The following is a 26,720-nucleotide window of genomic DNA, read 5'->3' on the forward strand; positions in this document are numbered from 1 at the left end:
CCGCACAGACCACCGCCTCGCCTGTGCTTAACCAACCAGCAGCACAAAGCTAAACAAAATCAAGAAAATGTCTCAGTTGACTTGACAGGCTCCGCACGTCCCCGACCAGACCGGCTCCTGGCAGAGCAGGCCGGGGTGCAGTCGTACCCATGAAGTGTGGGTAAGGGCGACCGACGGTCGGTTCCGTTCGGTGTCGTGGAGGAGCGCCACCAGTAGTCCGCGGTGGTGCGCCGGATCGTCCGTTCCCGCTCGGAGGTGTGATCGATCGCTGAGACCCGCGCGGCCGCCGGGGGTTGGCCGGTCCTGCTGTCACCGGAGCAGGTGCCGTGTTGAGCCGGCGGAGCGCGGCACGTTCCGGCGAACGATCAACCGGGGCGGATCAGCATCACTGCCTGATCCGGTCCCCGGTCCAGGCGGCTTCGAGGATCGCGGTCAGGCTGGCGGTGTCGGTCGGGCCTGGATGGTTCTGGATCAGACGGGTGACGCCGCTGGCCATCTCCGCGAAGCGCGGGAGGTCGGCGCGTGCCACGCCGATGTCCGCCAAGGTGGGCGGGATGCCGATGTCGGCTAGGAGCACGTCGAGCCAGGTGAGGAACGTGTCTGCGGCCTCGGCATCGGAGGCGCCGGTCACGTCGAGCCCGCACACCCCGGCGAGGATGGCCAGGCGGTCGCCGACGGCTTCCTTGGCCGCGTCCAGCGCGTAGGGGAGTAGCAGCCCGACGCCCACGCCGTGCGGCGTGTGCGTGGCGGCGCCGATGGGGTACTGGAGAGCGTGCGGAGCCGCGTTGCCCGCGTGGGAAAAGGCCAGCCCGGCGAGCATCGACCCGTAGGACATGTCGGCGCGCGCGTCCGTGTCGCCTCCGTCCCTGACCGCACGCGGCAAGCTGCGGGCGATCCGCTGCGCGGCCAGGAGCGCGTAGTGGTCGGTGATCGGGTTGCGGCCGAGGAACACCTGCTCCACCGGGTCGCGCGGTCCGTGGGCCCGGGGTCGCGCGGTGTAGCTCTCCACCGCGTGACAGAACGCGTCGATGCCGGAGTGGGCGGTGACGGTCGCCGGGCAGGTGTAGGTGAGTTCGGGGTCGACGATGGCGAAGTCGGGCACGAGGTGGACGCTGGAGACCCCCACCTTCAGCTCGCGGTCCGGGTCGGTCAACACGGAGACGGGTGTGAGCTCGGAGCCGGTGCCGGACGTCGTCGGGACCGCGACGAGGGGCATGGTCGGCCCCGGCACCCGCGACTCGCCGTAGAAGTCGCGCGGCGTCCCACCGTGGCGCCGGATCACGCCGACGATTTTGGCGAGGTCGATGACCGTGCCACCGCCGATGGCGAGGATCACGTCGGCGTCCACCTCGGCGGCGACCGAGACGGCCAGGGCGACATCGGTGAGTGGCACGTCCGGAGTCGCGTCGGAGAACACCTCGACGACGTCGACCTTCTCCCGCACGGCGGCCACGATCTCGGCCACGCCCGGCTGCCTGAGAAGAACCTGGTCGGTCACGATGAGGACTCGCGAGCCACTCTCGGCCACCACTCGTGGGATGTTCTGCGCGACCCCTTCGCCCACGATCAGCTGGCGTGGTCCGCGGACGGTCTCAAGCATGTCGGTGCCTCTCCGGAACGTCGGCGGCGATGAGCTGGGCGGGTGCCCGGAGCAGCAGGCCGGTCACGGCAGGTCGATCGCCGCGTAGGTGAGGTCGAGGTACTCGAGGATGCCCTCGTGCGACCCCTCCCTGCCGATCCCGGACTGCTTCACGCCTCCGAACGGAGCCGACGGATCCGATATCAGACCGCGGTTGATGCCGAGCATCCCCGTATCCAGCCCCTCGGTGAACCGGAGCGCCCGCTGGAGGTCACGGGTGAAGACGTATCCGACCAGGCCGTGCTCGGTGTCGTTGGCCTTCGCCAGCACCTCGTCGTCGGACGTGAACGAGATGATCGGTGCCACCGGGCCGAAGATCTCCGCCTTCAGCATCCGCGCATCGTCGGGTACGTCGACGAGGACCGTCGGCGGGTAGAAGTGGCCCGGTCCGGCCGGACGCTCGCCGCCCACCAGGACCCGGGCGCCGCGATCGACCGCGTCGGCGACGAGCTCGTCGATCCTGGTGACCGAGACCTCGTCGATCAACGCCCCGACGTCCACGCCGTCGTCGAGACCATGGCCCACCGACAGGGCACCCATCCGTTCGGCGAAGCGCGCCGTGAACTCCTCGCGCACCGGCTCCTCGACGTAGATGCGGTTGGCCGCGACGCAGGACTCCCCGATGTTGCGCATCTTGGCCACCATGGCGCCGTCGAGCGCGACGTCCAGGTCGGCGTCGGCACACACGATCAGGGCCGCGTTGCCGCCCAGTTCCATGGAGGTACGCAGCACGTTGTCCGCGGCCTGTCGGAGCAGCACGCGCCCGACCTCGGTCGACCCGGTGAACGAGAGCTTGCGGGTCCGACTGTCGGCCAGTAGTGCGGAGACCACGTCGCCGGCACGCTTGGTGGTCACCACGTTGACGACCCCCGGGGGAACGCCGACCTGCTCCATGATGCGGGCCAGCAGCAGCATGGTGAGTGGCGTCTGGGCCGCCGGCTTGCTGATCGTCGTGCAACCCGCAGCCAGCGCAGGAGCGATCTTGCGGGCGCCCATGGCCAACGGGAAGTTCCAGGGCGTCACGAAGACGCACGGTCCGACCGGTTTCGGCACGGTGAGGATGCGATATCCACCCGCGGGAGCGATGCTGTACCGCCCCTCGACGCGTACCGCCTCCTCGGCGAACCACCGGAAGAACTCGGCGCCGTACGCCACCTCTGCCCGAGCCTCGGCGAGCGGCTTGCCCATCTCGAGCGTTATCAGCCGGGCGACCTCCTCGGATCGCTCGGTCAGCGCCCGGTACGTCGCGGTCAACATCTCTGACCGTTTCCGCGCCGGGGTCGCCGCCCACTCCGACATCGCCCTGCTCGCCGCGTCCAGAGCGGCGAGCCCGTCAACGACGTCGGCGTCCGCCACCTCGGCGATGGTCTTGCCGGTGGCCGGATCCTCGACGGCGAAGGTGGCTCCGCCTGCGGCGTCGCGCCAGGCGTCGCCGATCCGGAGCCGCCGGTGCTCGGGGGTCAGGACGTTCATCGGGTCACTCATCGCGTCGCCTCCTGTGCTCTTCCTGGTGCTGTCGGGCATGCCTCAGCGGTCGCGCTGTCCGCCCAGCCGCACGGGTCACACGCCCTCGTCGCGGTGCCGTCGCCGCCCGTGCCCGGTTACCGCCCGGCCTCGGACAGCGACAGCCCGGTGCCGGCATCGAAAAGGTGCGCACGGTCCAGGTCGACCGTGACGCGCAGCCGCTCGCCCGGCGTGCCGGTGACGGTGGGTCGTGCCTTCACCTTGAGGATCTCCGTCCCCACTCGGACGTCGACCACCGTCCGGTCTCCGAGCGGCTCGAGCCCGTAGAGCTCCCCCGACAACGACGCGTCCCCACGCTGCTCGACGGACAGGTCCTCCGCGCGCAGGCCCAGGAGCAGCGCACGACCGTCCTCGGCCGTGCTCCAGCGGGGCCGAGGCAGCGTCCAGCCCGCCGCGCCGACCAGACGATCCCCCTCGGCGTGGCAGGCGAGCAGGCTGATCGGTGGACTTCCGACGAATCCGGCGACCCACTGGTTGGCGGGACGCTCGTACACCTCGGTCGGTGTGCCGACCTGTTGCACCTTCCCCTCCTTGAGGACCGCGACCTGGTCGGCCATGGACAGGGCCTCGACCTGGTCGTTGGTCACGTAGACGAAGGTCGCACCGAGGCTCTTGTGGATGCGGGTGAGCTCGGTGCGCATCTCGACGCGGAGCTTGAGGTCGAGGTTCGTCAGCGGCTCGTCCATGAGAAACGCGCGCGGGCGACGGACCAGCGCCCGGGCCAGGGCGACGCGCTGCATCTCACCGCCCGACAACTGCGCGGGACGACGCTGCAGCAGACGTTCGATGTGCAGCAGGCCCGACATCTGCTCGACGGCGGCGGCGATCTCGCTCGACGAACGTCGGCGTGCCCGCAGCGGCGAAGCGATGTTCTCGTACACCGTGTGTCGCGGGTAGAGGGCGTAGCTCTGGAAGACCATGGCCAGGTCGCGTGCGGCCGGGGCGTCACCGGTCGCGTCCCTCCCGTCCAGATGCACCGACCCGGCGTCGAGCGTCTCCAGGCCGGCGGTCGCTCGCAGGGTCGTCGTCTTGCCCGCCCCGGAGGGACCGAGTACGACGAAGAACGAGCCGTCGGGCACATCCAGCGTCACCCCGTCCAGGGCTTGGACCTTGCCGAAGGACTTGCACAGCCCGCGCACTGCCACGGTTCCCATCAGGCCACCAGCTCTTCCGTGCGCACGTCGTACACCACCGGGGTTCCGCCGGTGTGCCGCAGTCCGACCGCCGCGCCGGCGGCGTGGCGGACAGTCGGTGGCATCCGAACCCGGACGTCGCGCTGGCCACCGTGGTCGACGACGTAGATGATTTCGTCGCCCAGCCACTCCGCCGAGACCATACGGGCCGGGACCGACCGTTCCGCCCCTGCTTCGGTGACGGCAAGCGCCTCCGGCCGGACGCCCGCGACCAGGCGACGGTCGCGCGGTACGCCCGGCGGTGGCGTGAGGACCAGTCCGCCCTGACCGCGTAGCTGCCCGTCGGCCACCTCCACCTCGATCAGGTTCATCGGCGGGGAGCCGATGAACGCGGCGCAGAAGAGACTCGCCGGACGGTCGTAGACCTCCAGCGGTGTGCCGAGCTGCTCGACGCGGCCCTTGTTGAGGATGGCGATCCGGTGACCGAGCGACATCGCCTCGACCTGGTCGTGGGTGACGTAGACCATCGTCGCCCCCAGTTCCCCCTGTAGGTGTTTGATCTCCGTGCGCATGTCCGCCCTCAGCTCGGCGTCCAGATTGGTGAGAGGTTCGTCCATGAGGAATGCGCGCGGGCGTCGCACCAGGGCGCGAGCGAGCGCGACGCGCTGCTGCTCCCCGCCGGACAGTTGGCGCGGTCGCCGGTCCAGGAGCGGACCGAGCCGCATCAGCCGGGCGACCTCGTCGACCCGCCTGCGCACCTCCGCCTTGGGCAGCCCCTCGGCCCGCAGGGGGAACGCCAGGTTGTCGCGGGTCTTCAGATGCGGGTAGAGGGCGTAGAACTGGAACACCATGGCGATGTCGCGTTCGGCGGGCGGCAGGTCGTTGACCAGTGTGTCGCCGATGCGGATGTCGCCCGTCGTCTGCCTCTCCAGGCCGGCTATGGCCCGCAGTGTGGTCGTCTTGCCGCACCCCGAGGGGCCGAGCATCACGAACAGCTCGCCGTCGCCGATGGACAGGTCCACCTGATCGACGGCGACCGTCCCGTCCGGGTAGCGCTTGTGCAGGGCTTTCACCTCGATGTCCGCCATCAGCGTCGCACCGCCCCGAGCGTCACACCGGCGATGAGGTGCCTGCGCACCAGGTAGGCGAAGACGAGCACCGGTAGGGCGAACACCACGGAGGCGGCGGCCACGAGACCCCAGTCCGTGGTGGTGCCACCGATGAGACCGGCGATGGCGGGCGGCGCCGTCCGCACATCGTCGCTGGAGGTGAGGAAGATGGCGAACACGAACTCGTTCCAGGAGAAGATGAGTGCGAAGACCGCCGTCGCGGCGATGCCGGGTACGAGCAGGGGGAGGGTGTACCTCCAGAACGCCTGCAAACGGGTGTAGCCGTCGAGCATGGCGGCATCCTCGTACTCCGCGGGCACCTCGTCGACGAACCCCTTCATCATCCAGATCGTGAACGGGACGTTGAACGCGGCGTAGATGAGGATCAGACCTATCTTGCTGTCGATGAGCCCGACCTGGCGGTACATGAGGAAGATCGGGATCACGACCACCACGGGCGGCATGAAGCGGGTGGACAGGATGAAGAACAGTTGGTCCTTCTTGGCCTTCACCGCGAAGCGTGAGTAGGCCCAGGCCGCCGGAACACCCAGCACGGTGGCCAGCACCGTGGAGGCCCCGGCGACCAGGGCGGAGTTGAGGAACGCGACGGACAGGGCCGAGCGACCGCCGCCGGGAGCGACGAACACGTCCCTGAAATGCTCCAGGGTGACCCGGAAGCCGACGAACTTGGCCGGGATGGCGTAGACGTCCCGGTTGTCCTTGATGGACGTCTCGATCATCCACAGCACCGGAAAGAGCATCACGACGGCCAGCCCGGTCAGCAGCGCGACCTCCAGCACGGAACGGCCCCGGCCGCCGAGGCGGCGCCCGGGGGGCGTCCGATCACGGGCAGGGCCGGTGGACACGGCCTCGTCGACGGAGACGGCCATCAGCCCTCCTTGAGCTTGTTCAGGTAACGCAGGTAGAGCTGCGTGAGGACGATGACGACGAGGACCATGAGGATCCCGTACGCCGAGGCGGTTCCGGTGTTGAAGCCCAGGAACGCCACCTTGTAGACGTGGAACGACAACGTCTCGGTGGAGACACCCGGACCTCCGTTGGTGAGGATGTAGACGAGGTCGAACAGTCGGAAGGCCTCGATCGCCCTGAACATCACGGCGATGAGGAGCAGCGGCCACACCAGCGGAAGGGTGATGGTGCGGAACCGGAACCACTCGGACGCCCGGTCGATGGAGGCGGCCTCGTACAGGTACTTGGGGACCGCGGTCAGGCCGGCGAGCGCGATGAGCATGATGAACGGCGTCCACTGCCAGGTGTCGACCACGACCAGGGAGAGCAGTGCCGTGCGCTGCCGGGTGAGCCACTCCACCTGACCCAGGCCGAGCGAGCCGAGCATGCTGTTGACCACGCCGAACTGCGCGTCGAGCATGAATCGCCAGAACAGCCCGACCACGACCGGCGACAGCATCATCGGCACCAGGAACAGCGTGGTCAGCAGCCCTCGCCCGTGCGTGCGCCGGGAGATCAGGTAGGCGATGCCGAAACCGAGCACGGTCTGCAGGGCGACCGCGCCGACCACGTAGATCAACGTCGTCAGGGCCCGCTGGTGGACCTGCGCCGACGTCAGGATGGCGGTGTAGTTCCCGAACCCGATGAAATCAGCGGGCCCTCCGCGGGTGGCCGAGTAGTCGGTGAAGGACAGGTACAACGCCCACAGCAACGGGAACACCGACATCGCGAGCAACAGCAGCAGCGCGGGGGAGGTGAAGGCCACGGCGAGTACGCGGTCACTCAGCCGGCGGGACCGACCCGGTGCAGGTGGCGGCGCGGACGCCACCTGCCCGGGGTGATCGGTCGTCAGAGGGACGGGGTCGCTCACAGTCCGCCGCCGCCCTTGCGGCCACTGGAGTCGATGACGCCCTGCTGCTCCTTGGCGATGTCGTCGAGCGCGTCCTTCGGCTTCTTCGCGCCGTTGAGAGCCGCGTTGACGTTGGTGTTCTCGATGTCGACGAGGCGCGCGTACTCGGGCACGTTCCACATGTCCCGCATCCGCGGAACCGAGTCGGTGTACACCTGGTTGAACGGCCCTGCGGTGAGGAACTCGGGTGACTGCAGGGCGTCCGTACGCGACGGCACGCCACCGGCCGCGGCCCACTTCTTCTGGATGTCCGCCCGCTCGAACCACTTCATGAAGTTCAGGGCCTCCGCCTGGTTCGCCGCGGCGGAGTAGGCCGACACGTGCATTCCCATACCGCCGAGCGGGACCAGGTCGGTCTTCTGCCTGGGCAGGGTGGCAAAGCCGAGCTTGTCGAGAATCTGCTTCCGCGTGGTGCCCAGCGTCGACTGCTTCGGATCGAGCAGGCCGCCACTCGCGGCGATCCAGTTGAACGCGATGCATGCCTTGCCCTGGGCGACCGCCGCGTTCACCTCGTCGATGAACCAGTTGCCGGAGCCCTTGGCTGTCAACGGCTTCATCTTGTTGACCAGGACGTCCATCGCCTCCTGGCCCGCGGCGTCGTTGAGGACGCCCTCGATCTTGCGCGCCTTGGAGTCCCAGAGGTTGCCGCCGTAGACGCCGTTGACCGTGTTGTAGGTGACGGCTGCGGCGTCGGAGCCGTTGGCCTGGTGGAAGGCCAGCCCGCTGACGCCGGGGTGCTCCGCCTGACACTTCTGCGCGACCGAGATCATCTCGTCCCAGGTCTGCGGTGCCTTGTCGCCGATCAGGTCCTTGCGGTAGATCATCGTCCAGGTGTCGCCGAGCAGCGGCAGCCCGTACAGGCTGGCGTTTTCGTCGCGTTTGCCGGTCTCCGCCTGGGGGAACTGGCCGTAGGCCGCCAGGAGGTACGGGTTGTAGGCCGTGACGTCGATGTTGTTCTTGACGAAGTCGGTGATGTCGAGGATGTTGCCGTTCGTCACGGCCTCGCCGATGTGTTGCGAGTCGAGGATCGCGATGTCGAAGTCGGTCTTGCGCGCGGCGAACTGCGTGAACATGGCATCGTGCCAGTTGGCGTTCGGCACGGTGTTGACCTTGATGGTCGTGCTCGGGCGCTCCTTCTTGTACTCCGCGTTCGCGAAGGCTTCCAGTGCGTGGGCGGGGGGCCAGTCGAACCAGATGAAGCTGAGGGTCAACGGGTCCTTGGTGAGTTCCGGGATGGTCGCCGGCGCCTTGGGGGCGCTCGCCTTGGTGCCGTCGTCCTTGCCATCGCCGCACGCCGCCACGGTCGTGGCCACCAGCAGCATGGCAGCCGTCGCCAGCCGTACCTTGCGACCGGGAACGGACGATCGTCCTCTTCGCTTCGGATACCGCATCTTCTCGCCTGCCTTCTGGATGGGGACTTCTAGAGCCTCGCTATGTGCTTCGCCGAGCAGGTGCTGGGATGTTCAGGCGTGTTGCCGGGCTGTCGCGGGGCCGGCCCGCGGATCACCGTCCCGAGTACGCCGCGATGTACTCGGTCCTCATGCCGTCGATCGGAGTGCAGTGATCGCGGGCGGTTCCGCGATGGTGCCGGACGGCGGGCGTCCGTCACTTTTCCTATACGATCCGGTGGGGCGCCAGCATGTCGCAGCGTTGTGACCGATGTCAACAGGTTCCCGAAGGCGCAAGAAAGGACCTCACGTCACGATGGACGACGAAGCGATGATCGCGCGGGGCCGCAGGGCCGTGACGGGCAAGACGCCGCCGGGAAGATCCGGCGGCCGGCTTGCCGACGAGGTGTACGACACGCTGCTCGGACAGCTGATGTCGCTACGGATCGAGCCTGGCTCCCGCGTCACGATCGACGTCCTGGCGCGCGAGCTGGGGGTCTCGCAGACGCCGATCCGGGACGCTCTGAACCGCATGGAGGCCGAGGGTCTGGTCGTGCGGGTGCCGCACGCCGGCTACCGCATTCCTCCCCAGATAACCCGTCACCGATTCGAGGACATGCTCGAGGTTCGCCTGCTCCTTGAGCCGGCGGCGGCGCGCCGATCCGCCGAGCGCGCATCCTCTGAGCAGGTGGCCGGCCTGCGACGGATGCTGGAGGAGATGGCGGAACTGGAGGGGGGCGACGGCCCCACGGCCTATGGCGCCTTCGGGCTGCGCGACGCCGCTTTCCACGATCTCGTCGCGCTGAGCGCGGAGAACCAGGTCATCCGTGAGGCGCTCGCTCGCCTGCACAGTCACGTGCACCTCTTCCGGCTTCACCACGACACGCAGGTCACTCACCTGGCCATGGCCGAGCACGAGGACGTCGTGGCCGCCATCGCCGCGCGCGACCCCGACGCCGCCGCCTACGCGATGCGTCGGCACATCCTGCGGTCCGGCGAGCGTTTCCGGCGATTGTTCGACGAGGCCAGGGACGCGGGTGGGATGGCGGTGGAGGCTTGACGGGCGAGCGGGGCCGAGGAATGCTAACCCCCACCGGATCGGATCGGATCGGATCGGATTGGATCTACCTCACCCGTCCCAGATGCGAGGAGAAGCAGGTGCCCAGAGCGCTGCTCCTGACCGGCGACGCCGCCGAGGAACTCGACACCTTGTATCCCTACTATCGCGTGCAGGAGGGCGGCTGGGACGTCGACGTCTCGTCACGGACGTTGCGTGACGTGCAACTGGTCATCCACGAGTTCGACCCCAACTCCGATGCCTATGTGGAGAAGAACGGCCGGAAGTTGCCGGTCGACGTGCCGTGGGCCGAGGTCGACGTGGAGCGCTACGACGCTCTCATCATCCCCGGGGGCCGTGCCCCCGAGTGGATCCGGGTCGACGCCGACGTCAGGCGCATCACCGAGCACTTCTTCGCGCGCAACCTCCCCATCGCGCTGGTCTGCCACGGCGCACAGGTACCGGCGGTGTACGGGCTGCTGAAGGGCCGCAAGACGGCGTGCTTTCCCCCCATCACCGGTGACATGGAGAACGCGGGCGCGACGGTCATCGACGCTCCCGACGTCGTGGACGGCAACCTCGTCTCCTGCCGGGGATGGCCCGACATGCCGCAGTTCGGCCGGGCGATGATGGACGTCTTCTCCAAGTCCATCGACCCCGCAGCGGCATGAGCACACCCGACCTGCCCCGGTGACGGCACGTCGGACCGTCACCGTCGACGGCTCTCCCGTCCACGTCCTGGAGAGCGGCACCGGTCCTGCGGTGCTGATGCTGCACGGCTCCGGACCCGGCACGACCGGGTCCGGCGCCTGGGCAACGACGGCGCAGGCGCTGGGCCCGTCCTGGCACCTGGTGGCTCCGGACCAGGCCGGGTTCGGCCGTACCCCCCTCCCGGCGGGCTCCAGGGGCGGGCTCCGGCTGTGGACGGAGCAGGCCGCGGGCCTGATGGACGCTCTCGGTATCGAGTCCTACGCCGTGGTGGGTCACTCCATGGGCGGTGCCGTGGCGCTGGCGTTGGCGGCCGCGCGCCCCCGGCAGGTGACCCGTGTCGTGGCGGTCTCCACGATGGGCGCCCCCGGGGCGCCGCTGTCCGCCGCGCTCGACGCGGTCTGGGCCGCCCCCGCCGGCTCGCACGGGACCCGAGACATGTTGAGTCGCCTCGTCTTCGACCAGGCGCTCGTGACCGATCCGGCCGTCGACGCCCGGGCAGCCGCGATGCGAGCGGGGGCGGCCACCTACGCGTCGTTGTTCCCTCCACCCAGGGCACGATGGGTCGAGGAGCTCACCCTCTCGGCGCGGACGCTGGCCGCCGTCCGCACGCCCGTGCTGCTCGTGCACGGCGCCGAGGACCGCGTCACCCCACTCGGCACGGCAGCCCAGCCCCTGCTCGAACACCTGGCCGATGTCCGTCTCCACGTGTTCGGCCGGTGCGGGCACGTGCCGGCGATCGAGCACCCGCACGAGTTCAGGCAACTGCTGTCGTGCTTCCTCGGCCGGGACCGAGTTCACTGATGCTCATGCAGTGCCGCCTACCTCGTGGCGACGCACGGCTACCCTGCCTCGGAGATCTCGTCACGGGTCCGCGCGGCTCCGGTCATCGGGTGGGCCGTCGAAGGTCAGGGGTGCCGGGGATCGGGCGGTCAGGCGGATTGCCGGTGGCGGCCGAGCGACAGGAGCAGGCCGGCTGCGGCCACGGCGATCCCGGCCGCGGCGGCGTACGCGGGGAGTTGGGCGGGGATGCCGAGGTGGACGGTGATGCCGAGGATGCGGGACAGGCCCCAGGGCAGCAGCGCGAGCTGGTCATTCCACACCGTCAGCGCGCGTTCCAGGCCCACAATTGAGACCAGGGCGGACAGCACGCCGAGGGGCACACCCACGGCGGTGAGGGTCAGCGCGACGGCGCTTGCGCGCCGCAGACCGTACCGGTCCCGCAGGACCACGGCGACGACCACGAACAGCCAGCAGAACGCCGCGAACGCCACGGTGACGTAGGCCGCGCGCAGACCCGGCGCGGTCCAGAAGGCGAACCAGTAACCGCCCGGCCCGCGCCCGGCGAGCGCCGCCAGCAGCAGCACGCTGCGCAGCAGCGCGACGCCGCCGATGACGGCCCAGAGGTGGAACGGATCCCGGCGGCCGACGACGAGGCGTACGACGAGGGCGAACATCGCCCACCCACCCAGGGTGACCAGCAGGTGCGCCGGCGCGGCGAACCAGGTCAACACGAGCCGGCTCGCCACCAGCAGCACGGCCGGGACCAGCCACACCAGCACCCGGTCCGCCCGCGTCACGGGCACCGGCAGCGCGGCGACCCGCCACGGCCGGAGCGCGCCGAGCAGCAGCCCGCGCGCGGCGGCCGCGCCGAACCCGCGCCCGTAGAGGCCGAACAGCACCAGCAGCAGGATCGACGCGAGCAGTGCCCGCGCCGCCCAGGCCATCGCCGGGTCCCGGTCGGCGCCCCGCGCCCCGAGGCCGGCGGCGGTGAAGTTGTACGCGGGCAGGTCCAGGTCGGCGCCGTAGCGCTGCCGGTGCGCGTCGCGCGCGCCGCCGCAGCCGCCGGTACGCGGACAATGGGGTGATGATGCGAGAGGTACGTCGGATGCGGTTGAGCGGGACGCGCGCCAACGGCGCGGTGGCGACGGGCGCGCGGGCTGTGGGGGCGGCGTCGCTCGGCTCCCTCGCCCTGGGGGCGCTCGCCGTCGGGGCTGTGGCCGTCGGGGCGCTGGCCATCGGGCGGCTGGCTATCCGCCGGGCGGTCGTGCGGGAGCTGCGCGTCGGCCGGTTGGAGATCGATGAGCTGGTGTTTCACAGTCGATCCACTGCCGAGGGATAGACACCTTCCCCCGGCGGGCGAGACGCTACCGCCCGCCGCGGGAAGGCGGATCATGCCGACACGAGCCGTGGTGCCAGCCGTTCACGTGGAGCGGCATCCGTCTCACCGCGCGTCGTGGACCGCGCGGGCGATGTCCTGTCGCACCAGCGCCGCCTCCTCGTCCCCACCTGGTCGGCGTCGTGCCGCAGGGCCTCGCGCGCACGCTGTCTATGCCGTGGGCTGTCGTGCACTGTCGAGAACGCGGTAGTGGAGGTGTACGACGCCGTTGCGGAATCGGCGCTCTGCGAGAAGCTCAAGGTCGGTGCGCGTGCCGGTGGGCAGCCCAGGCTTGCCGCCGCCGACGACCACGGGCCAGACGAGCAGGTGGCACTCGTCGACCAGCCCGGCCGTGAATGCCTGCGTCGCGAGGTCCGCACCTCCCACGGTGAGATCGCTGCTGGCCGTGGCCTTCAATTCCTTGACCGCGGCGGGGTCGAAGCGGCGTTCGAGTCGGGTGTCGGCGGTTGACACCGTGGTGAGGGTCGTGGAGTACACGACCTTGCTCGCCGCCTGCCAGGTGCTCGCGAAGTCGGCCATGAGGTCGGACTGCGCGGCCAGAGCTGCGTCGGTCTCCCAGACGGCCATCGCCTCGTAGAGTCGCCGCCCGTAGAGAAACGTGCCCACCGGCCGAAGGAGGTCGGTGCAGAGCACAAACACCTCGTCGTCCATCGGCATCCAGGCGAACGCGCCGCGTTCGTCCTCAATGTAGCCGTCAAGCGACACGTTCGTCACGTAAATCAGGTTGGCCATGCCTCTCCCTCTCGGTGATCAGCTGCGTGCCTGGACATCTGTCAGCGTTGCGTCCAGCTTGGTGAACGCCTGGCGCCAACCCTCCTCGCTGGGGTTCGCCAGATGGTCGGGGAGCCACTGGCGGATCACCAGTCGCGTCCGTCCGTCCGCCTGGTCGTGGAACTCGAGCCGCAGCCTCGTCTCGAACGGCTCGATGCCATCCTGCAGCCGACCACCGACATGCATGACGCCTGCGAGCAGTTCACCGTCGGCGACGTCGGTGAGGTCGACGTGGATGCGCACGCGAAGGCCGGGGTCGGCGGCGTTGACCTCCGTCCACCGTTGATAGCCGCCGGGGCGTACGTCGAACTCGATCTCGTCGCGCGGCAGTGAGTTGCCGACGGGGCCCCACCACGCCGCCAGGTGGTCGGGGTCGGTGAAGGCTCGGTAGACGAGCTCCCGCGGCGCGTCGAACACACGCGAGATCACGAGCTGCGCAGTTTCCGCTGTCATTCGAGCTCCCTGGGATCGTCGACCATCCGGTCCGATGCCCGTCCGGCGGCCTGCACTGCGGCGAGGTGGGCATCGAGGCGGGTGAGGGACGAGTCCCAGAACCGCCGGTAGCGCTCGATCCAGTCGGCCGCCTCGCGCAACGGGGCAGCCTCGAGGCGGCTCGCGCGCCACTTGCCCGACCGGGACCGCGAGATGAGCGCGGCGCGCTCGAGCACCTTGAGGTGCCGTGACACCGCCGGCATCGAGATGGACAGAGGAGCGGTGAGCTCGGTGACCGTGGCGTCGCGTTCGGCCAGCTCGGCGATGATCGCCCGTCTGGTCGGGTCGGCGAGCGCCGAGAACACGGCGCTGAGCTGGTCGGTGCCAGCCATCGGAAGCCCCCTCATTTAACCAACATGTTAAGCGTATTGGGGCACGAGTGATGTTGTCAACGAACAGGGCGTGAGCCGCGCCGATGGTGCGGTCGGTCGCGCGTGGACAGTCCCGGGACGGCGACGTTCGCCCATCCCTACGGCGCTGCCTCCCGACGCCATGTCTCGGCGAGCAGGGCGTACGTGTAGCCGTCCAGCCAGCCCAGCTCGACGTGCCAGGAATCACCGATGCCGTGCTGCTCACGACGCATGCCGACCTTCTCGAGGATCCGCACCGAGGCGAGGTTGTCCGCGAAGCAGCCAGCGGTGATCCTTCGAATGCCCAGCCGCTCGAACGCGTGCGCCACCACCGCGGTTACCGCCTCGGTCGCGTAGCCACGGCCGCCGTAGGCCGGATCGAAGACGTAGCCGAGTCCGGCCTCCGTCCGCGGCGGCATGCCGGGCTGACCCATGCCGTCGACGACATCGAGCGAAACGGTTCCGATCACCACGCCATCAAGCGTGGCCGCCACGCTGTGGTCGTCGGGGTCTGCTGCCGCGCGCCGCCAGGCATCCCGGAAGGACGCCGGGTCGACCTCCGTGCGGAGGAGCCAACGCGTCACCTCCGGCAGATTGCGGTACTCCAGGATCCGGTCGACGTCCTCGTCGCGCACCGGCCGAAGCTCGAGGCGTTCGGTGCGTAGGGTCGCGTTCTCCATGAGGCGGCACGTTAGTGGACGCACCCCGGCGAGACGCCCGACTATCCGGCCGTCCGGCTGAGCTCGGAGTCGGGCATCCCGGCCGCTTGACCAGGTGGGCGTCATCCAGCTGCTGACGTCGCGATGGTCGCAGGTTGAGGTCGCCCGTGGACTCGTGGCAGGCTCATGGCCCATGATCGATGAGGTCGCGAAGACGTACCTGCACGGCGAGCTGCGGGAGTTGCGCGAGGCGATTCTGTGGAAGCTCGACGGGCTCGGCGAGTACGACATCCGCCGCCCCCTGACCACGACCGGCACCAACCTTCTCGGCCTGGTGAAGCACCTGTCGGCGTGGGAGGCCAGGTACTTCGGTGAGGTCTTCGGACGGCCGTTCCCCGAACCGCTGGCCCGCTGGGACGACGCCGAGGCGCAGGGCAGCGACATGTGGGCGACCGAGCACGAGACGCGCGAGGACGTCGTCGACCGTTACCGGCGCGTGTGGCAGCACTCGGACGCGACGATCACCGCCCTGGCCGTCGACGCACCCGGGTACGTGCCGTGGTGGCCGCGTCCGCAGGTCACGCTGTTCACCATCCTGGTCCACCTGCTCACCGAGACGAGCCGGCACGCCGGACACGCGGACATCCTGCGCGAACAACTCGACGGCTCGATCGGGGTGGCGGGCTGGGACACCGAGGCCCAGCGCGACGCGGCCTTCTGGCAAGCCAGGCGCGCGCACATCGAGCTGGCCGCCAGGGCGGCCGGTCAAGCCGGCGCCTGAGGCGCGTCGCTCACCTGGTGATCGTCGTGGGGGACGCCGGCGCTTGATTAGATGGGCATTCGTCAATAGATTGAGGTTGGGCGCCGCCGGGGTCCGGGTGACCGGGCCGTCGGCGACTGACAGGTCCACCCCGAGCCGGGCACACATCGGTCGTACGCACCGACCAGCCGCCGTGGCGCGCCGCCGCGCCGCACCAGGGCGCCTTGTCGCGCTACACCCCGGGCGCGTTGTCGCGCCGCGTCCGTCCAGGACGCGTCGCCGCGCCGCCACCGTCCCGCTCGATGACAGAAGGACCTCTCATGACGATTCTCCGCGCCCGCCCCGCCCCGACCCTGGCGGTCGTCGCCGCGCTGGCCGCCGCCGGTACCGTGACCGGAACGGCCCTGCTGACCAGCCCGGCCACGGCCGCCCAGGGCTGCCGGGTCGACTACACGCCCAACCAGTGGCCCGGCGGGTTCACCGCCGCCGTCAAGGTCTCACCCGGCGACACCGCCGTCTCCAGCTGGACCGTCACCTGGGCGTACGCGGGAGACGAGCGCGTCACGAACGGCTGGAACGCCACGGTCAGCCAGTCCGGATCGACGGTGACCGCCCGCAACATGTCGTACAACGGCAGCATCGCGGCCGGCGGCTCCACCGAGTTCGGCGTGCAGGGCACGTTCGGCTCCAGCGGCGGCGCGCCGACCGGGTTCAGCCTGAACGGCGTACCGTGCAACGGTGCCGGGCCAACCCCGACAACGGCGCCGCCCACCACCGTGCCACCCACGACGACCCCGCCGACGAGCGCGCCACCGACGACGACCCCGCCGACGAGCGCGCCACCGACGACGACCCCGCCGACCAGCGAACCACCGGTCGGCTGTGCCGGGGCGGTGCTCTGCGACGGGTTCGAGACCCAGACCGGCTCGACGCCGTCCGGCGACTGGGCCGTGGTCAGCCCGGACTGCTCCGGCGCCGGCACGGCCACCATCGACACGACCACCACGCACAGCGGTAGTCGGGCGGTCCGGATCAACGGCGCGGCCGGGTACTGCAATCACGTCTTCATCAGGTCCACGAAGAACCTCGGCGGCGTGGGCAGTGTCCGGTACGGCCGGATCTGGGTACGGCACACCACCGCCCAGCCCACCGAGCACACCACGATGATGGCCATGGTCGACGCGGCCGACGGCAACAAGGATCTGCGGTTGGGCGGTCAGAACGGTGCCCTGCAGTGGAACCGCGCCTCCGACGACGCGACCCTGCCCGAGCAGAGCCCGGCCGGGGTGGCGCAGAGCGTGCCACTGCCCACCAACCGGTGGGCGTGCGTGGAGTTCATGGTGGACGGTGCGGCCGGCCAGCTCCGGACCTGGTTGGACGGCACCGCCGTCACCGGGCTGACCGCGGACGGCGTACCGACGCACGACATCGACGGCCAGTGGCACAACCGCACCTGGCGGCCGCAGCTCACGGACCTGAAGCTGGGCTGGGAGAGCTACGGCGGCGGGGCCGACACTCTCTGGTACGACGACGTCGCGCTCGGGGCCAGCCGGATCGGCTGCTGATTGGGCCGGCCGTCGAGGGGGCATTGGCAGGCAGCGGCGACCACGTCCCGACGGGAGCACCCCGATGGACAGGGTCAACCGCCATCAACCCCGTGAACAAGGAGAGCCCATGTCGGTTCAGGCATTTCTCTACGTCATCGCCGTCATTCTGATCGTGCTCGCCGCCCTGCCACTGCCCACCCGTGGTGTGTCACTCACGCTTCTGGGTGCCGCCTGCGCCCTGCTCGCGTACGCCTGGCCGGTGATCACCAACTGACCTCGCACTGAGGGAATCGTCGGGGCCGGCAGCCACGTACCCACGTTGCTGCCGGCACCGCGTGCAGACGCACGGGCCCAGCCTCCTCCGCCTGTCCGGGTGGACGGATCGCGGTCAGCGGCTGCCTGCCGATCGCTCACCGGTGTCGGTGCGCCGATGTCCAGCCCTGCTGGTGCAGCCGTTCGATGCCGTCGAGCAGCAGGTCCAGTGCGAACTCGAACTCGAACTGGTCATCGCAGCCCGGCCCGACGACCGACTGGTCGTCGTGGGCGGCCGCCGTGGCGATCTCCGCCAGGTGGGGAAACCGGGCGGCGAATTCCGGCGGCAGTGCGGCCGGTGGTTCGGGATTGGTGGTGCCGGACCGTCCGGCGCGGCGGGAGGCGTCGAACAACTCCTGACTGAAGCCCAGGATCCGGCTGCCCATCGTGTGCATCACGTGGTGGGCGAGGTCCGCGGAGAATCCCCCGGCCTGGAAGGTCCCGACGACCGAGTCGAGGTAGGCGAGGACGGCCGGGGTCGCCATCGTCCGGGACTCGATCGCGAGCGGTGCCCAGGGGTGCCGGCGTAGCGCCTCGCGCGCCGAGAGGACGCGTCGACGAATCGCGTCCTTCCAGTGGGCGTCCGGCTCGGGCGCGTCGATCTGGCCGACGACCACGTCGATCATGCCGTCGAGCAGTTCGTCCTTGTTGGCCACGTGCTTGTAGAGGGCCATCGGCACGACGCCCAGATCATGGGCGAGGTTGCGCATGCTGAGGGATTCGATCCCCGTCTCGTCGGCGAGCGCGACGGCGGCACGCAGGATGCGGTCCCTGCTCAGGGGCGTCCGGCGCAGCGTCCCAGCCTGCTCAGCCATGTCGTCCTCGTCTTGTCCGGCGGTCGTTGAACCATAACCGCCTTGACAGGTATACGGCGTACACGTACCGTTGGTGTACGCCGTACACCCCTGAGGAGGGACCATGAAGGCGATCGTCCAGGACCGGTACGGCCCACCCGAAACGCTCGCGCTCGCCGACGTCCCCACCCCCGTGCCGGCACCCGACGAGGTGCTCGTCCGGGTGGAGGCCGCGGCCCTCAACGCGTACGACTGGCATGCCATGCGGGGTGATCCCCGGATGGCACGGTTGGCCATGGGCCGGTCACGGCCCCGGGCCCGCATCCGAGGCCGCGACTTCGCCGGCCGGGTCGAGGCCGTCGGCGCCCAGGTCCGCGAGGTACGTCCGGGCGACGCCGTCTTCGGCGACCTGGGCGACGCCAACGGCGCGTTCGCCGAGTATGTGTGCGTACCCGAGGCCCTGGTCGCGGCGATGCCGGCGAACCTGACGCCGCACCAGGCGGCGGCCCTGCCCCTGGCGGGCGTCACGGCGCTGCTGGGGCTGCGCGACGTCGGGCGGGTCGGGCCCGGTCACTCCGTCCTCATCAACGGCGCCTCCGGCGGGGTCGGCACCCTCGCGGTGCAACTGGCCAAGACGTTCGGGGCGACCGTGACGGGGGTGTGCAGCGGTCGCAACGTCGACCTGGTCCGCTCCCTCGGTGCCGACCACATCGTCGACTACACCCGGGACGACTTCGCCGACGGCACGCGCCGCCACGACGTCGTGTTCGACCTGGTCGGCAACCGCACCCTCGGCGAGCTGCGGCGGGCGCTGACACCGACCGGGACGCTGGTGCTCTCCGGCGGCGGCGTGTACCGCGGGGGCAGCCTCATCGGACCGGTCTGGCTCATCGCGCGCGGACGGCTGCTCGCGCCACTGGTCCGACACCGCATCGTCACGCTCACGACCGCACCCGGCCGGCACCACCTCGACACGCTCCGCGCCCACGTCGAGGCCGGCCGCCTCACACCGGTCATCGACCGTACCTATCCACTCCACGAGGTCCCCGAGGCCATCCGCTACCTCGAAGGCGAGCACGCGCGGGCGAAGGTCGTCATCACCCTCTGACGCACCCGAGACGGCCCGGCCGGCGCCACCCGCGCGAACGACCAGTGGGCGATCAGCGCAGGTGCCGCCGCACGTCCGTCAACCGCTCGCTGAGGAAGGCACGTTCGACGTCGTTGTCGGTGAGGGTCAGGGCCTCCTCGTAGGCCGTCACGGCCTGCGGCCACTGCCTCAACTGGCGCAGGAAGTCGCCCCGGGCGGCACTGAGATAGCCGTACGTGGCCAGGGCCGGATCGTCGAGCAAGGGTGTCAGCGCGTCGAGCCCGGCGCGGGGGCCGTCGCGCAGCCCGATGGCGACGGCACGGTTGAGGTCGACCACGGGTGAGGGCCACAGCCGGAACAGGGCGTCGTAGAGCCCGATGATCTCGGACCAGTCGGTGTCCTGCCAGGTCGGCGCCTCGGCGTGCACCGCGGCTATCGCGGCCTCCAGGGCGTACCGCGTCGGTGGCCGTCGGCGCAGCGCGTCGGTCAGCAACGCCTGCCCCTCGACGATGAGCTGCCTGTCCCAGCGTGAGCGGTCCTGCTCGGACAGGAGCACGAGGCGCCCGTCGGCGGACATCCGGGTGGCCTGACGTGACGCGTTGAGGAGGAGCAGCGCCAGCAGGGCGCTGATCTCGGCGTCGGTCGGCATGAGCAGGTGCAGCATGCGGGCCAGACTGATCGCGCTGTCGACCATGTCCTGGCGGACCAGGTGCGCGCCGATCGGTGCGGTGTGGCCGGTGGTGAAGATGAGATGGACGACGTCGAGTACCGCGCCGACCCGCTCCTCGAGTTGGTCCGGGCCCGGCACCCGGTAGGGGATCCGTGCCGCGGCGATCTTCTTCTTGGCCCGGGTGATCCGGGCGGCCATGGTGGCCGGCTGCACCAGGAACGCGCGCGCCACCTCGGGCGTGGACAGCCCGCACACCAGGCGCAGGGTCAGCGCGACCTGCGTCTCCCTGGACAACGCGGGGTGGGAGCAGGTGAAGATGAGTCGTAGTCGATCGTCGACGAGGCCGTCCTCCGGGCCGGGCACCGTATCGTCCGCGACGAGCAGCGGCATCTTGCGCCGGAACACCGACTCACGGCGCAGCACGTCCCGGGCCCGGTTGCGCGCGATGGTGGTGAGCCAGGCGCCCGGCCGGTCGGGGATGCCGGTCTCCGCCCAGGTCTCCAGGGCCTGTGCGAACGCGTCCTGGGTGCACTCCTCGGCGAGGTCAAGGTCTCGGGTCAGATGGGCGGTGGTGCTGAACACCTGGGCCCAGTCGCGGCGGTGCGCCCGGGCGACCGCCGCGACGACCTCATCGTTCATCCGTGGTCGACCACCGGACGGATCTCCACGCCGCTGTGCGACGCATGCACCTCGGGAAGCAGTGTCGCCAACGACAGGACCTCGTCAAGATCGGCCGCCTCGAGCAGGTAGTAGCCGCCGAGTGCTTCCTTGGTCTCCAGAAACGGCCCGTCCGTCGTCGTGACCTGGCCGAGTGCGCCCAGCCGCAGCGAGGTGGCCGTGGGCGCCAGCTCCAGCTGCTGCCCGTCGATGATCTGCGAGCCGGCCTTGGCCGCGAACGCCGCGTGGGCGGCGTCGTGGGCCTTCCACTGCTCGTCGGTCATGGCGTCCCACTGCTGAGCGTCGCCGTAGATGAGGACCATGTACTTGGCCATGTCCCATATCCCATCGTCTGCGGGCCCCTCGGTGGTGGGCCTCTACATTACGACGAGCCTGGACGGCGGCAGATCGACAGCCGCCGCGACATTCTGCTCCGACGGCGGAGTGCGGCCGGTGTCAGGTCACGAGCGGTGTCCCGTTGCCAGATAGAGCCGCGCCGCCTGCACGTCGGCGGCGTCGCCGAGACGCAGCAGGGTCACCCGGTCACCGGCCGCGGTGATCAGGGCGTCGTGCGCGGCCAGCAGCTCGGCGTAGGTGTGCTGGCAGGTTGCCGGGGACTCGAACCCCGAACCCTTCGATCCAGAAAGGAGAAGGAAGCACCCCCATCACCGCGCAGGCGGAGAGCGGACGGGCTACTTAGTCGAATGCTCTAGCCAGTCGAGCCAGCGACCCAGATGTCGATCATCGCACCGGCCGCGCCGGCACCGCCATCGAGATTCGGGGTCGCCGCCGCCGTCAGGAGCGCGCCGCCGGCAGCGGACGGTACAGCGGGCCTGACGCCACGACATTGGGCGTGTCCGCCGGTCAGGACGCTGTGGCGGACTGTCCACTGCGATCGCCCGGCCTGGTGTCGTGCCCGGGCCGGCGGGTCAGCACCTGCGGGCCGTCGGCGGTCACCGCGACGGTGTGCTCGGAGTGGGCCGTCCGCGAGCCGTCCGCGGATCGGATCGTCCACCCGTCCGCATCGTATTTGATCTTGTCGGTGCTGCGGCAGAGCCACGGCTCGATCGCGAGCGCCAGGCCGGGCTTGAGCTTCATGCCCCGGCCGGGCCGGCCGTCGTTGGACACGTGCGGGGCCTCGTGCATGGTCCGGCCGATGCCGTGCCCACCGAACTCGTTGTTGACCCGGTAGCCGTAGCGGCGGGCGACCTCGCCGATGGCGGCGGAGACGTCACCGAGCTGATTGCCCGGTCGTGCGGCGGCGATTCCGGCCTCCAGCGCGACCTCGGTGGCCTCGATCAGCTTCAGGTCCTCCGGGGCGGGGGTGCCGACGATGACGGACAGCGCGGAGTCGGCGACCCAGCCGTCGATCCCGACCGCCATGTCGATGCTCAGCAGGTCACCGTCGCGCAGGGCGTACCGGTGCGGCAGGCCGTGCAGCACGGCGTCGTTCACCGAGAGGCACAGGACGTTGCGAAACGGTCCACGGCCGAACGACGGCGTGTAGTCCCAGTAGCAGGACTCGGCTCCGCGCTCCTTGACTCGTCGGCGGGCGTGGTGTTCGAGGTCCATCAGGTTGACCCCGACGGCGGCGACGGCGCGCAGCTCCGCCAGCAACTCGCCGACGAACTGGCCGGTCACGGCCATCCGAGCGATCTCCTCGGTGGACTTCAGTTCGATCATGATCAACCCTCCCTCGCCGTTGCGGTATATTTATACCACGCTGTTCGGGGCTGCCGGCGGGTTGGCATTGCCGGTCCGCGAGGGCGGATCTATCCTGCTCACATGGTCCGCCCACCGCTCACACCCGAACAGATCGCCGCGGGGCAACGCCTCGGAGCGGCGCTTCGGGTCGCGCGCGGCAGCCGCAGCCCCGTCGAGGTGGCCCTGGCGGCCGGCATCTCACCGGAGACGCTGCGCAAGATCGAAGTAGGTCGGCTCCCGGCACCCGCGTTCGGCACCGTCGTCTGCCTCAGCGAGGTGCTCGGCGTCCCGCTCAGCGACCTGGCCGACGTGTGGCTGGCCGACCTGCGTGTCCGCGAAGCGTCCTGAGGGCTCCTTTCCAGGCGGACAACCACTGAAAGACCCGAATCCACCTCGGCGTACGGATCCCGACTCAACCCTGGACGCCGCCGATCGCGTCTCACCCTGCATCCGCACCTGAAGCGAGGCGGATGCGACCTGGAGGCGGCGTGAGTCGGTACGAGGACGACGAACAGTTCCGGCTGTTCGTACAACGGCAGTGGGGGTCGTTGCTCCGAACGGCCTACCTGCTGACCGGCGACCGGGGAACAGCCGAGGACCCGACACAGTCGGCGTTGGAGAAGACCCATCGGCGCTGGGGTCGGGTGCTGCGCAGGGACGCGCCCGAGGTCTACGTACGCCGGGTGATGGTCAACACGGCGATCTCCTGGCGGCGCCGGCGGCGGCCGGTGGAGGTGCCGCTGCTGACCTCCGACGCGCCGACGCCGGCCGCGCGCAGGGCCGCGGTACGGGCCGGGTCGGGTGACTCGGCGGCGACCGTACGCTCCGGAAGCTCGACGTCCGCGACGTTCTCCGACGGTGGCCAGGCCCGCCAGGTCGTCTTCAACACCCAGGCGGGCCCGAGGTTGGCGTGGGAGGTGATCGCCATGGACCAGGGCCAGTTCAGCGTGGTGGACGCCGCCGACGGCGCGGTCCTCTTCCGGCGGAGCCTGGTCGCCAACCACCACGCGACGACGTGGGAGAACTATCCGGGTGCCCCGGTCGGCGGCAGGCAGCACACGGTCAACCTGAACAGGTGGTTGCCACCGAACGCGGGGACCTTGGCGGGCAACGTCGGGCACGTCTACTCCGACGTCAACGCCGACAACGTGGCGCAGCCGTCGGAGGAGGTCCTCCCGGACGCCCGGCGCAGCTTCGACTTCCCGTTCACCGACTTCTCGGGCCAGGTCGGCGCCCCGTGTTCCGCGCAGCGGCAATGCTCGTGGGATCCGGCGGTGCCGTACTCCTGGCAGAGCAACCGGGAGCAGAACGCCGCGCAATTCTTCTCCTACCTGGGGACCTGGCACGACCATCTCGCCGCCAGCCCGATCGGGTTCACCCGGGCGGCCGGCAACTTCGAGGCCGTCGACGGCGACGCGGTCGTCGCCGAGTCGATGGACGGCGCCGACACGGCGAACGGCCTGCCGGACGACCGCCACGCCAACAACGCCAACATGACGACGCCGCCGGACGGCATGGCGCCGCGCATGCAGATGTACCTGTTCGTCAAGTCCGCCAGTGTGCTCGCCGGCAACTCCGGTGACACGGCGGACATCGTCTTCCACGAGTACACCCACGGCCTGTCCGATCGCCTGGTGGTCGACGCCAACGGCAACTCCACGCTGATCAGCGCGCAGGCACTGGCGATGTACGAGGCCTGGAGCGACTGGTACGGCCTGGACTATCTGGTCGACAGCGGTCTGGAGCGCGACGACGCCGTCGACGGTGACGTCCGCGAGGGCGACTACATCCTGGCCGGCCGCTCGGTGCGTAGTGCGGCGATCGACTGTCCGGTGCACAGCGCCGAGGCGATCTGTGCCGGCAACCCCGCCGCCGGCGTCGGCGGTTACACGTATGGTGACTACGGCAAGATTCGCAATTCGCGGACCGTGCCGGGGACCACCGAACCGGAGATCCACGCCGACGGCGAGATCTGGGCGCAGACACTCTGGGACCTGCGTGGCGCGATCGGCAGCCACACGGCCCGCTCGCTGATCACCCGGGCGATGGAACTCTCGCCCGCGGATCCGTCCTATCTCGACATGCGTGACGCGATCCTGCTGGCCGACCGGGTCGTCAACCACGGCCGGGGGCAGCGGGACATCTGGCGGGTCTTCGCCGCACGCGGCATGGGCTTCCACGCGAGCACGGACGGCGCGACGGACACCTCGCCGACCGAGGACTTCTCGCTGCCCTGGAGCTGACGAGCCGGGTGCGGGCCGGCGGGACGTCGCGACTGTCGACGTCCCGCCGGCCTTTCCGTGTTCACGGTGCCGCGTGCCGCGTACCCGCCTTGACAGCGTCCGTGCTGGTTAGGTTAGCCTAACCTCTATCGGGTCTGCGCCGTCGGCGTGATCGGCTTCGTCGGTCTGGTGGCGCCGCACCTGGCCCGCGTGCTCGTCGACCCGAGAGGCAGCATGACCGAGACCCTGCCCATCGCCCCGTGGCGTCTGTTCGCCGTCGAGGTCCGGGCGGTACGCCAGCTCAGTCCCTCCTTCACGCGGGTGACCTTCACCGGGCCCGACCTCATCCGATTCGCCGACAACGGCTACGACCAGCGGATCAAGCTGGCCCTGCCGCTGCCCGGCCAGCGCGGGGTGCACCTGCCCGAGGGGCCGGACTGGTACGCGAAGTGGCGAGCCCTGCCGGAGCACGAGCGCAACCCGGTGCGTACCTACACTGTCCGCGCGGTTCGCCCGCACGCGTCCGAGGTCGACGTCGACCTTGTCCTGCACGGCGACGGCGGCCCAGCCACCCGCTGGGCGCGGCGGGTGCGCCCCGGCGACGAGATCGCCCTGCTCGGGCCGGACGCCGGCTACGACGGTGACCACGGCGGGGTCGAGTTCCGCCCCCCGTCGACCGGAGCCCTGCTGCTGGCCGGTGACGAGACGGCCGTCCCGGCGATCAGCGGCATCTGTGAACGCCTGCCCCTCGACGCGTACGGCATGGTCCTGCTGGAGGTGCCCGACGCCGGCGACGTGTTGCCGCTGGCGGCGCCCCCCGGGATCGAGGTGCGGTGGCTGCCCCGGGGCGAGGGCGCGCACGGCTGTCGACTGGTGCCGGCCGTGGCGGCCGCGGCGGGCGAGCTGCTGGCCGGTGGAACGCCGGTGCCCGCCCAGCCCATCAGTGACGTGGACGTGGACAGCGAGATCCTCTGGGAGGTGCCCGAGGAGGTGTCCCCGTCACGGCTGTACGCGTGGCTGGCGGGGGAGGCGGGCGTCATCCGGACCCTGCGTCGACATCTCGTCGTCGAGCGTGGCCTCGATCGCCGGGCGGTGGCCTTCATGGGCTACTGGCGACTCGGCCGCGCCGACCCCGTCTGAGCCCCAGGCGTCGAAGCCTGCCGACGGTTCGACGTTTCCCGGTCGTACGACGGGTAATCAGCCGCGCCCACGCGGACGGACGGGCTGCGCACGCGACCCGTCCCGGAGCCAAGGAGCGGATGGCCGTGTCAGACCAACAGCTCACCGTCGTCCTCGTGCACGGCGCGTTCGCCGAGTCGGCGAGTTGGAACGGTGTGATCGAGCGGCTCGGCCCCGCCTACTCCGTGGTGGCCGCCGCAAACCCGCTGCGCAGCGTCGCGGGCGACGCCGCGTACCTGCGCGACGTGGTGCGGGGGATCGGCGGTCCCGTCCTGCTCGTCGCTCACTCGTACGGCGGCATGGTCATCACGGAGGCGGCGGCGGGTGACCCGACGGTGCGTGGCCTGGTCTACGTGAACGCGTTCGCCCCGCAGACGGGTGAGTCCGCGCTGGCGCTGTCCGGCAAGTTCCCGGGCAGCACGCTCGCCGACACCCTGGTCTCCTATCCGGTGTCGACCGGCGGCAACGAGGTGGCGATCGGCCAGGACGCCTACCACGCGCAGTTCGCCGCGGACGTGTCCGACGACCAGGCGGCGTTGATGGCCCGGACGCAACGGCCGGCGACCGAGCAGGCGCTCGGCGAGGCGCTGGCGACGGACACCCCGGCGTGGCAGTCGTTGCCCAGCTGGTTCGTGCTCGGTGACGCGGACCGCAACATCCCGGTCGCCGTACACCGCTTCATGGCCGAACGTGCCGGCGCACGCGGAGTTCGGGAGATCGCCGGTGCCTCCCACGCGATGGCGGTGTCCCGGCCCGGCGAGGTCGCCGAGTCCATCATCGAGGCGGCACGGGGCGTCGGGGCCGCCTAGTGCAGCAGGTCGCAAGTCCTGTTCGGGTTGAGTGTCCTGTGTTTGGTTACGCTTCGTAGTCGGCGAGGTGGACGAGGGCGGCCGTGTCGAA

28 protein-coding genes and 1 tRNA gene are annotated in these 26,720 nt (G+C 70.3%); 12 read left to right on the forward strand and 17 right to left on the reverse strand.

Annotated elements, in window-relative coordinates:
- Positions 1 to 385: 385 nt before the first annotated feature.
- From AB0H52_RS28775 to AB0H52_RS28805, 7 genes are all read right to left on the reverse strand, one after another.
- Entirely contained in the window at positions 386 to 1,600 is a 1,215-nt protein-coding gene (locus AB0H52_RS28775; protein ID WP_151488254.1) for an iron-containing alcohol dehydrogenase, read from the reverse strand.
- A 63-nt stretch (positions 1,601 to 1,663) separates the two neighbouring features.
- Entirely contained in the window at positions 1,664 to 3,124 is a 1,461-nt protein-coding gene (locus AB0H52_RS28780) for an NAD-dependent succinate-semialdehyde dehydrogenase (protein ID WP_357951352.1), read from the reverse strand.
- A gap of 116 nt (positions 3,125 to 3,240) precedes the next feature.
- Positions 3,241 to 4,317 (reverse strand): ABC transporter ATP-binding protein, encoded by a 1,077-nt coding sequence (locus AB0H52_RS28785; protein ID WP_151488252.1) that lies wholly within the window; start codon positions 4,315 to 4,317, stop codon positions 3,241 to 3,243.
- The gene (locus AB0H52_RS28790; protein WP_357951355.1) at positions 4,317 to 5,384 is read right to left on the reverse strand and encodes an ABC transporter ATP-binding protein; all 1,068 of its coding nucleotides are present in this window, start codon (positions 5,382 to 5,384) and stop codon (positions 4,317 to 4,319) included. Before AB0H52_RS28790 ends, AB0H52_RS28785 begins: the two co-directional genes overlap by 1 nt.
- Positions 5,384 to 6,295, reverse strand: a complete 912-nt coding sequence (locus AB0H52_RS28795) for a carbohydrate ABC transporter permease (RefSeq protein ID WP_151488250.1) — start codon at positions 6,293 to 6,295, stop codon at positions 5,384 to 5,386. The genes AB0H52_RS28790 and AB0H52_RS28795 overlap by 1 nt, the downstream gene beginning before the upstream one ends.
- Positions 6,295 to 7,140, reverse strand: coding sequence for a sugar ABC transporter permease (locus AB0H52_RS28800; RefSeq protein ID WP_278123472.1), 846 nt, complete (start codon positions 7,138 to 7,140; stop codon positions 6,295 to 6,297). Before AB0H52_RS28800 ends, AB0H52_RS28795 begins: the two co-directional genes overlap by 1 nt.
- Positions 7,141 to 7,241: 101 nt before the next feature.
- A complete protein-coding gene (locus tag AB0H52_RS28805; protein ID WP_225854149.1) occupies positions 7,242 to 8,606 on the reverse strand; it encodes an extracellular solute-binding protein in 1,365 nt (454 codons plus the stop codon).
- 382 nt (positions 8,607 to 8,988) lie between these two features.
- Between AB0H52_RS28805 and AB0H52_RS28810 the strand changes: the two genes are divergently transcribed.
- The 3 genes from AB0H52_RS28810 (at position 8,989) to AB0H52_RS28820 (ending at position 11,241) form a co-directional block, all read left to right on the forward strand.
- Complete coding sequence (locus AB0H52_RS28810) at positions 8,989 to 9,732, forward strand: GntR family transcriptional regulator (RefSeq protein ID WP_151488247.1); 744 nt, start codon at positions 8,989 to 8,991, stop codon at positions 9,730 to 9,732.
- Positions 9,733 to 9,830: 98 nt separating this feature from the next.
- Positions 9,831 to 10,400, forward strand: a complete 570-nt coding sequence (locus AB0H52_RS28815) for a DJ-1/PfpI family protein (RefSeq protein ID WP_357951358.1) — start codon at positions 9,831 to 9,833, stop codon at positions 10,398 to 10,400.
- Positions 10,401 to 10,419: 19 nt separating this feature from the next.
- On the forward strand, positions 10,420 to 11,241 hold the full coding sequence (locus tag AB0H52_RS28820; RefSeq protein WP_357951360.1) for an alpha/beta hydrolase: 822 nt from the start codon (positions 10,420 to 10,422) through the stop codon (positions 11,239 to 11,241).
- 128 nt (positions 11,242 to 11,369) lie between these two features.
- On the opposite strand, the gene AB0H52_RS28825 is transcribed toward AB0H52_RS28820, so the two are convergent.
- A complete protein-coding gene (locus AB0H52_RS28825; protein WP_357951362.1) occupies positions 11,370 to 12,164 on the reverse strand; it encodes a hypothetical protein in 795 nt (264 codons plus the stop codon).
- Between the two features lie 140 nt (positions 12,165 to 12,304).
- Between AB0H52_RS28825 and AB0H52_RS28830 the strand changes: the two genes are divergently transcribed.
- Entirely contained in the window at positions 12,305 to 12,559 is a 255-nt protein-coding gene (locus AB0H52_RS28830; protein ID WP_151488244.1) for a hypothetical protein, read from the forward strand.
- A gap of 207 nt (positions 12,560 to 12,766) precedes the next feature.
- Here the strand turns inward: AB0H52_RS28830 and AB0H52_RS28835 are convergent, their stop codons facing one another.
- From AB0H52_RS28835 to AB0H52_RS28850, 4 genes are all read right to left on the reverse strand, one after another.
- The gene (locus tag AB0H52_RS28835; RefSeq protein ID WP_151488243.1) at positions 12,767 to 13,348 is read right to left on the reverse strand and encodes a dihydrofolate reductase family protein; all 582 of its coding nucleotides are present in this window, start codon (positions 13,346 to 13,348) and stop codon (positions 12,767 to 12,769) included.
- A gap of 18 nt (positions 13,349 to 13,366) precedes the next feature.
- Positions 13,367 to 13,804, reverse strand: a complete 438-nt coding sequence (locus AB0H52_RS28840) for an SRPBCC domain-containing protein (protein ID WP_357951365.1) — start codon at positions 13,802 to 13,804, stop codon at positions 13,367 to 13,369.
- A 32-nt stretch (positions 13,805 to 13,836) separates the two neighbouring features.
- Positions 13,837 to 14,211 carry a metalloregulator ArsR/SmtB family transcription factor gene (locus AB0H52_RS28845; RefSeq protein WP_151488241.1) on the reverse strand — a complete coding sequence of 125 codons (375 nt, stop codon included), beginning with the start codon at positions 14,209 to 14,211 and terminating at the stop codon, positions 13,837 to 13,839.
- Positions 14,212 to 14,348: 137 nt separating this feature from the next.
- Positions 14,349 to 14,909 carry a GNAT family N-acetyltransferase gene (locus tag AB0H52_RS28850; RefSeq protein ID WP_151488240.1) on the reverse strand — a complete coding sequence of 187 codons (561 nt, stop codon included), beginning with the start codon at positions 14,907 to 14,909 and terminating at the stop codon, positions 14,349 to 14,351.
- Between the two features lie 172 nt (positions 14,910 to 15,081).
- On the opposite strand from AB0H52_RS28850, the gene AB0H52_RS28855 reads away from it, so the two are divergent.
- The 3 genes from AB0H52_RS28855 (at position 15,082) to AB0H52_RS28865 (ending at position 17,469) form a co-directional block, all read left to right on the forward strand.
- Positions 15,082 to 15,669 (forward strand): DinB family protein, encoded by a 588-nt coding sequence (locus AB0H52_RS28855; RefSeq protein ID WP_151488239.1) that lies wholly within the window; start codon positions 15,082 to 15,084, stop codon positions 15,667 to 15,669.
- A 299-nt stretch (positions 15,670 to 15,968) separates the two neighbouring features.
- The gene (locus AB0H52_RS28860; RefSeq protein ID WP_357951368.1) at positions 15,969 to 17,213 is read left to right on the forward strand and encodes a cellulose-binding domain-containing protein; all 1,245 of its coding nucleotides are present in this window, start codon (positions 15,969 to 15,971) and stop codon (positions 17,211 to 17,213) included.
- Positions 17,214 to 17,322: 109 nt separating this feature from the next.
- Positions 17,323 to 17,469, forward strand: a complete 147-nt coding sequence (locus AB0H52_RS28865) for a hypothetical protein (protein ID WP_357951369.1) — start codon at positions 17,323 to 17,325, stop codon at positions 17,467 to 17,469.
- Positions 17,470 to 17,605: 136 nt separating this feature from the next.
- Here the strand turns inward: AB0H52_RS28865 and AB0H52_RS28870 are convergent, their stop codons facing one another.
- Positions 17,606 to 18,322, reverse strand: coding sequence for a TetR/AcrR family transcriptional regulator C-terminal domain-containing protein (locus tag AB0H52_RS28870; protein WP_151488237.1), 717 nt, complete (start codon positions 18,320 to 18,322; stop codon positions 17,606 to 17,608).
- 103 nt (positions 18,323 to 18,425) lie between these two features.
- Here AB0H52_RS28870 and AB0H52_RS28875 point away from each other — a divergent pair, with 103 nt between their 5' ends.
- On the forward strand, positions 18,426 to 19,409 hold the full coding sequence (locus tag AB0H52_RS28875) for an NAD(P)-dependent alcohol dehydrogenase (protein WP_151488236.1): 984 nt from the start codon (positions 18,426 to 18,428) through the stop codon (positions 19,407 to 19,409).
- Positions 19,410 to 19,461: 52 nt separating this feature from the next.
- On the opposite strand, the gene AB0H52_RS28880 is transcribed toward AB0H52_RS28875, so the two are convergent.
- The 4 genes from AB0H52_RS28880 to map all read right to left on the reverse strand — a co-directional run bounded on the left by AB0H52_RS28880 (position 19,462) and on the right by map (position 22,398).
- Positions 19,462 to 20,697, reverse strand: a complete 1,236-nt coding sequence (locus AB0H52_RS28880; RefSeq protein WP_151488235.1) for a sigma-70 family RNA polymerase sigma factor — start codon at positions 20,695 to 20,697, stop codon at positions 19,462 to 19,464.
- Positions 20,694 to 21,050, reverse strand: coding sequence for a YciI family protein (locus AB0H52_RS28885; protein WP_151488234.1), 357 nt, complete (start codon positions 21,048 to 21,050; stop codon positions 20,694 to 20,696). Before AB0H52_RS28885 ends, AB0H52_RS28880 begins: the two co-directional genes overlap by 4 nt.
- Positions 21,051 to 21,315: 265 nt before the next feature.
- Positions 21,316 to 21,447, reverse strand: a tRNA-OTHER gene (locus AB0H52_RS28890).
- Positions 21,448 to 21,579: 132 nt separating this feature from the next.
- Positions 21,580 to 22,398, reverse strand: coding sequence for a type I methionyl aminopeptidase (gene map / locus AB0H52_RS28895; protein WP_151488233.1), 819 nt, complete (start codon positions 22,396 to 22,398; stop codon positions 21,580 to 21,582).
- A gap of 102 nt (positions 22,399 to 22,500) precedes the next feature.
- Between map and AB0H52_RS28900 the strand changes: the two genes are divergently transcribed.
- The 4 genes from AB0H52_RS28900 (at position 22,501) to AB0H52_RS28915 (ending at position 26,629) form a co-directional block, all read left to right on the forward strand.
- Positions 22,501 to 22,767 (forward strand): helix-turn-helix transcriptional regulator, encoded by a 267-nt coding sequence (locus AB0H52_RS28900; protein WP_151488232.1) that lies wholly within the window; start codon positions 22,501 to 22,503, stop codon positions 22,765 to 22,767.
- A 140-nt stretch (positions 22,768 to 22,907) separates the two neighbouring features.
- The gene (locus AB0H52_RS28905) at positions 22,908 to 24,662 is read left to right on the forward strand and encodes a M36 family metallopeptidase (RefSeq protein WP_225854148.1); all 1,755 of its coding nucleotides are present in this window, start codon (positions 22,908 to 22,910) and stop codon (positions 24,660 to 24,662) included.
- 213 nt (positions 24,663 to 24,875) lie between these two features.
- Entirely contained in the window at positions 24,876 to 25,781 is a 906-nt protein-coding gene (locus tag AB0H52_RS28910; RefSeq protein WP_151488258.1) for a siderophore-interacting protein, read from the forward strand.
- A 119-nt stretch (positions 25,782 to 25,900) separates the two neighbouring features.
- On the forward strand, positions 25,901 to 26,629 hold the full coding sequence (locus tag AB0H52_RS28915) for an alpha/beta hydrolase (RefSeq protein ID WP_347403766.1): 729 nt from the start codon (positions 25,901 to 25,903) through the stop codon (positions 26,627 to 26,629).
- The last annotated feature ends 91 nt before the right edge of the window (positions 26,630 to 26,720 follow it).

Origin of the sequence: Micromonospora sp. NPDC050695 (assembly GCF_040654415.1) — a bacterium.
Lineage (GTDB): Bacteria > Actinomycetota > Actinomycetes > Mycobacteriales > Micromonosporaceae > Micromonospora.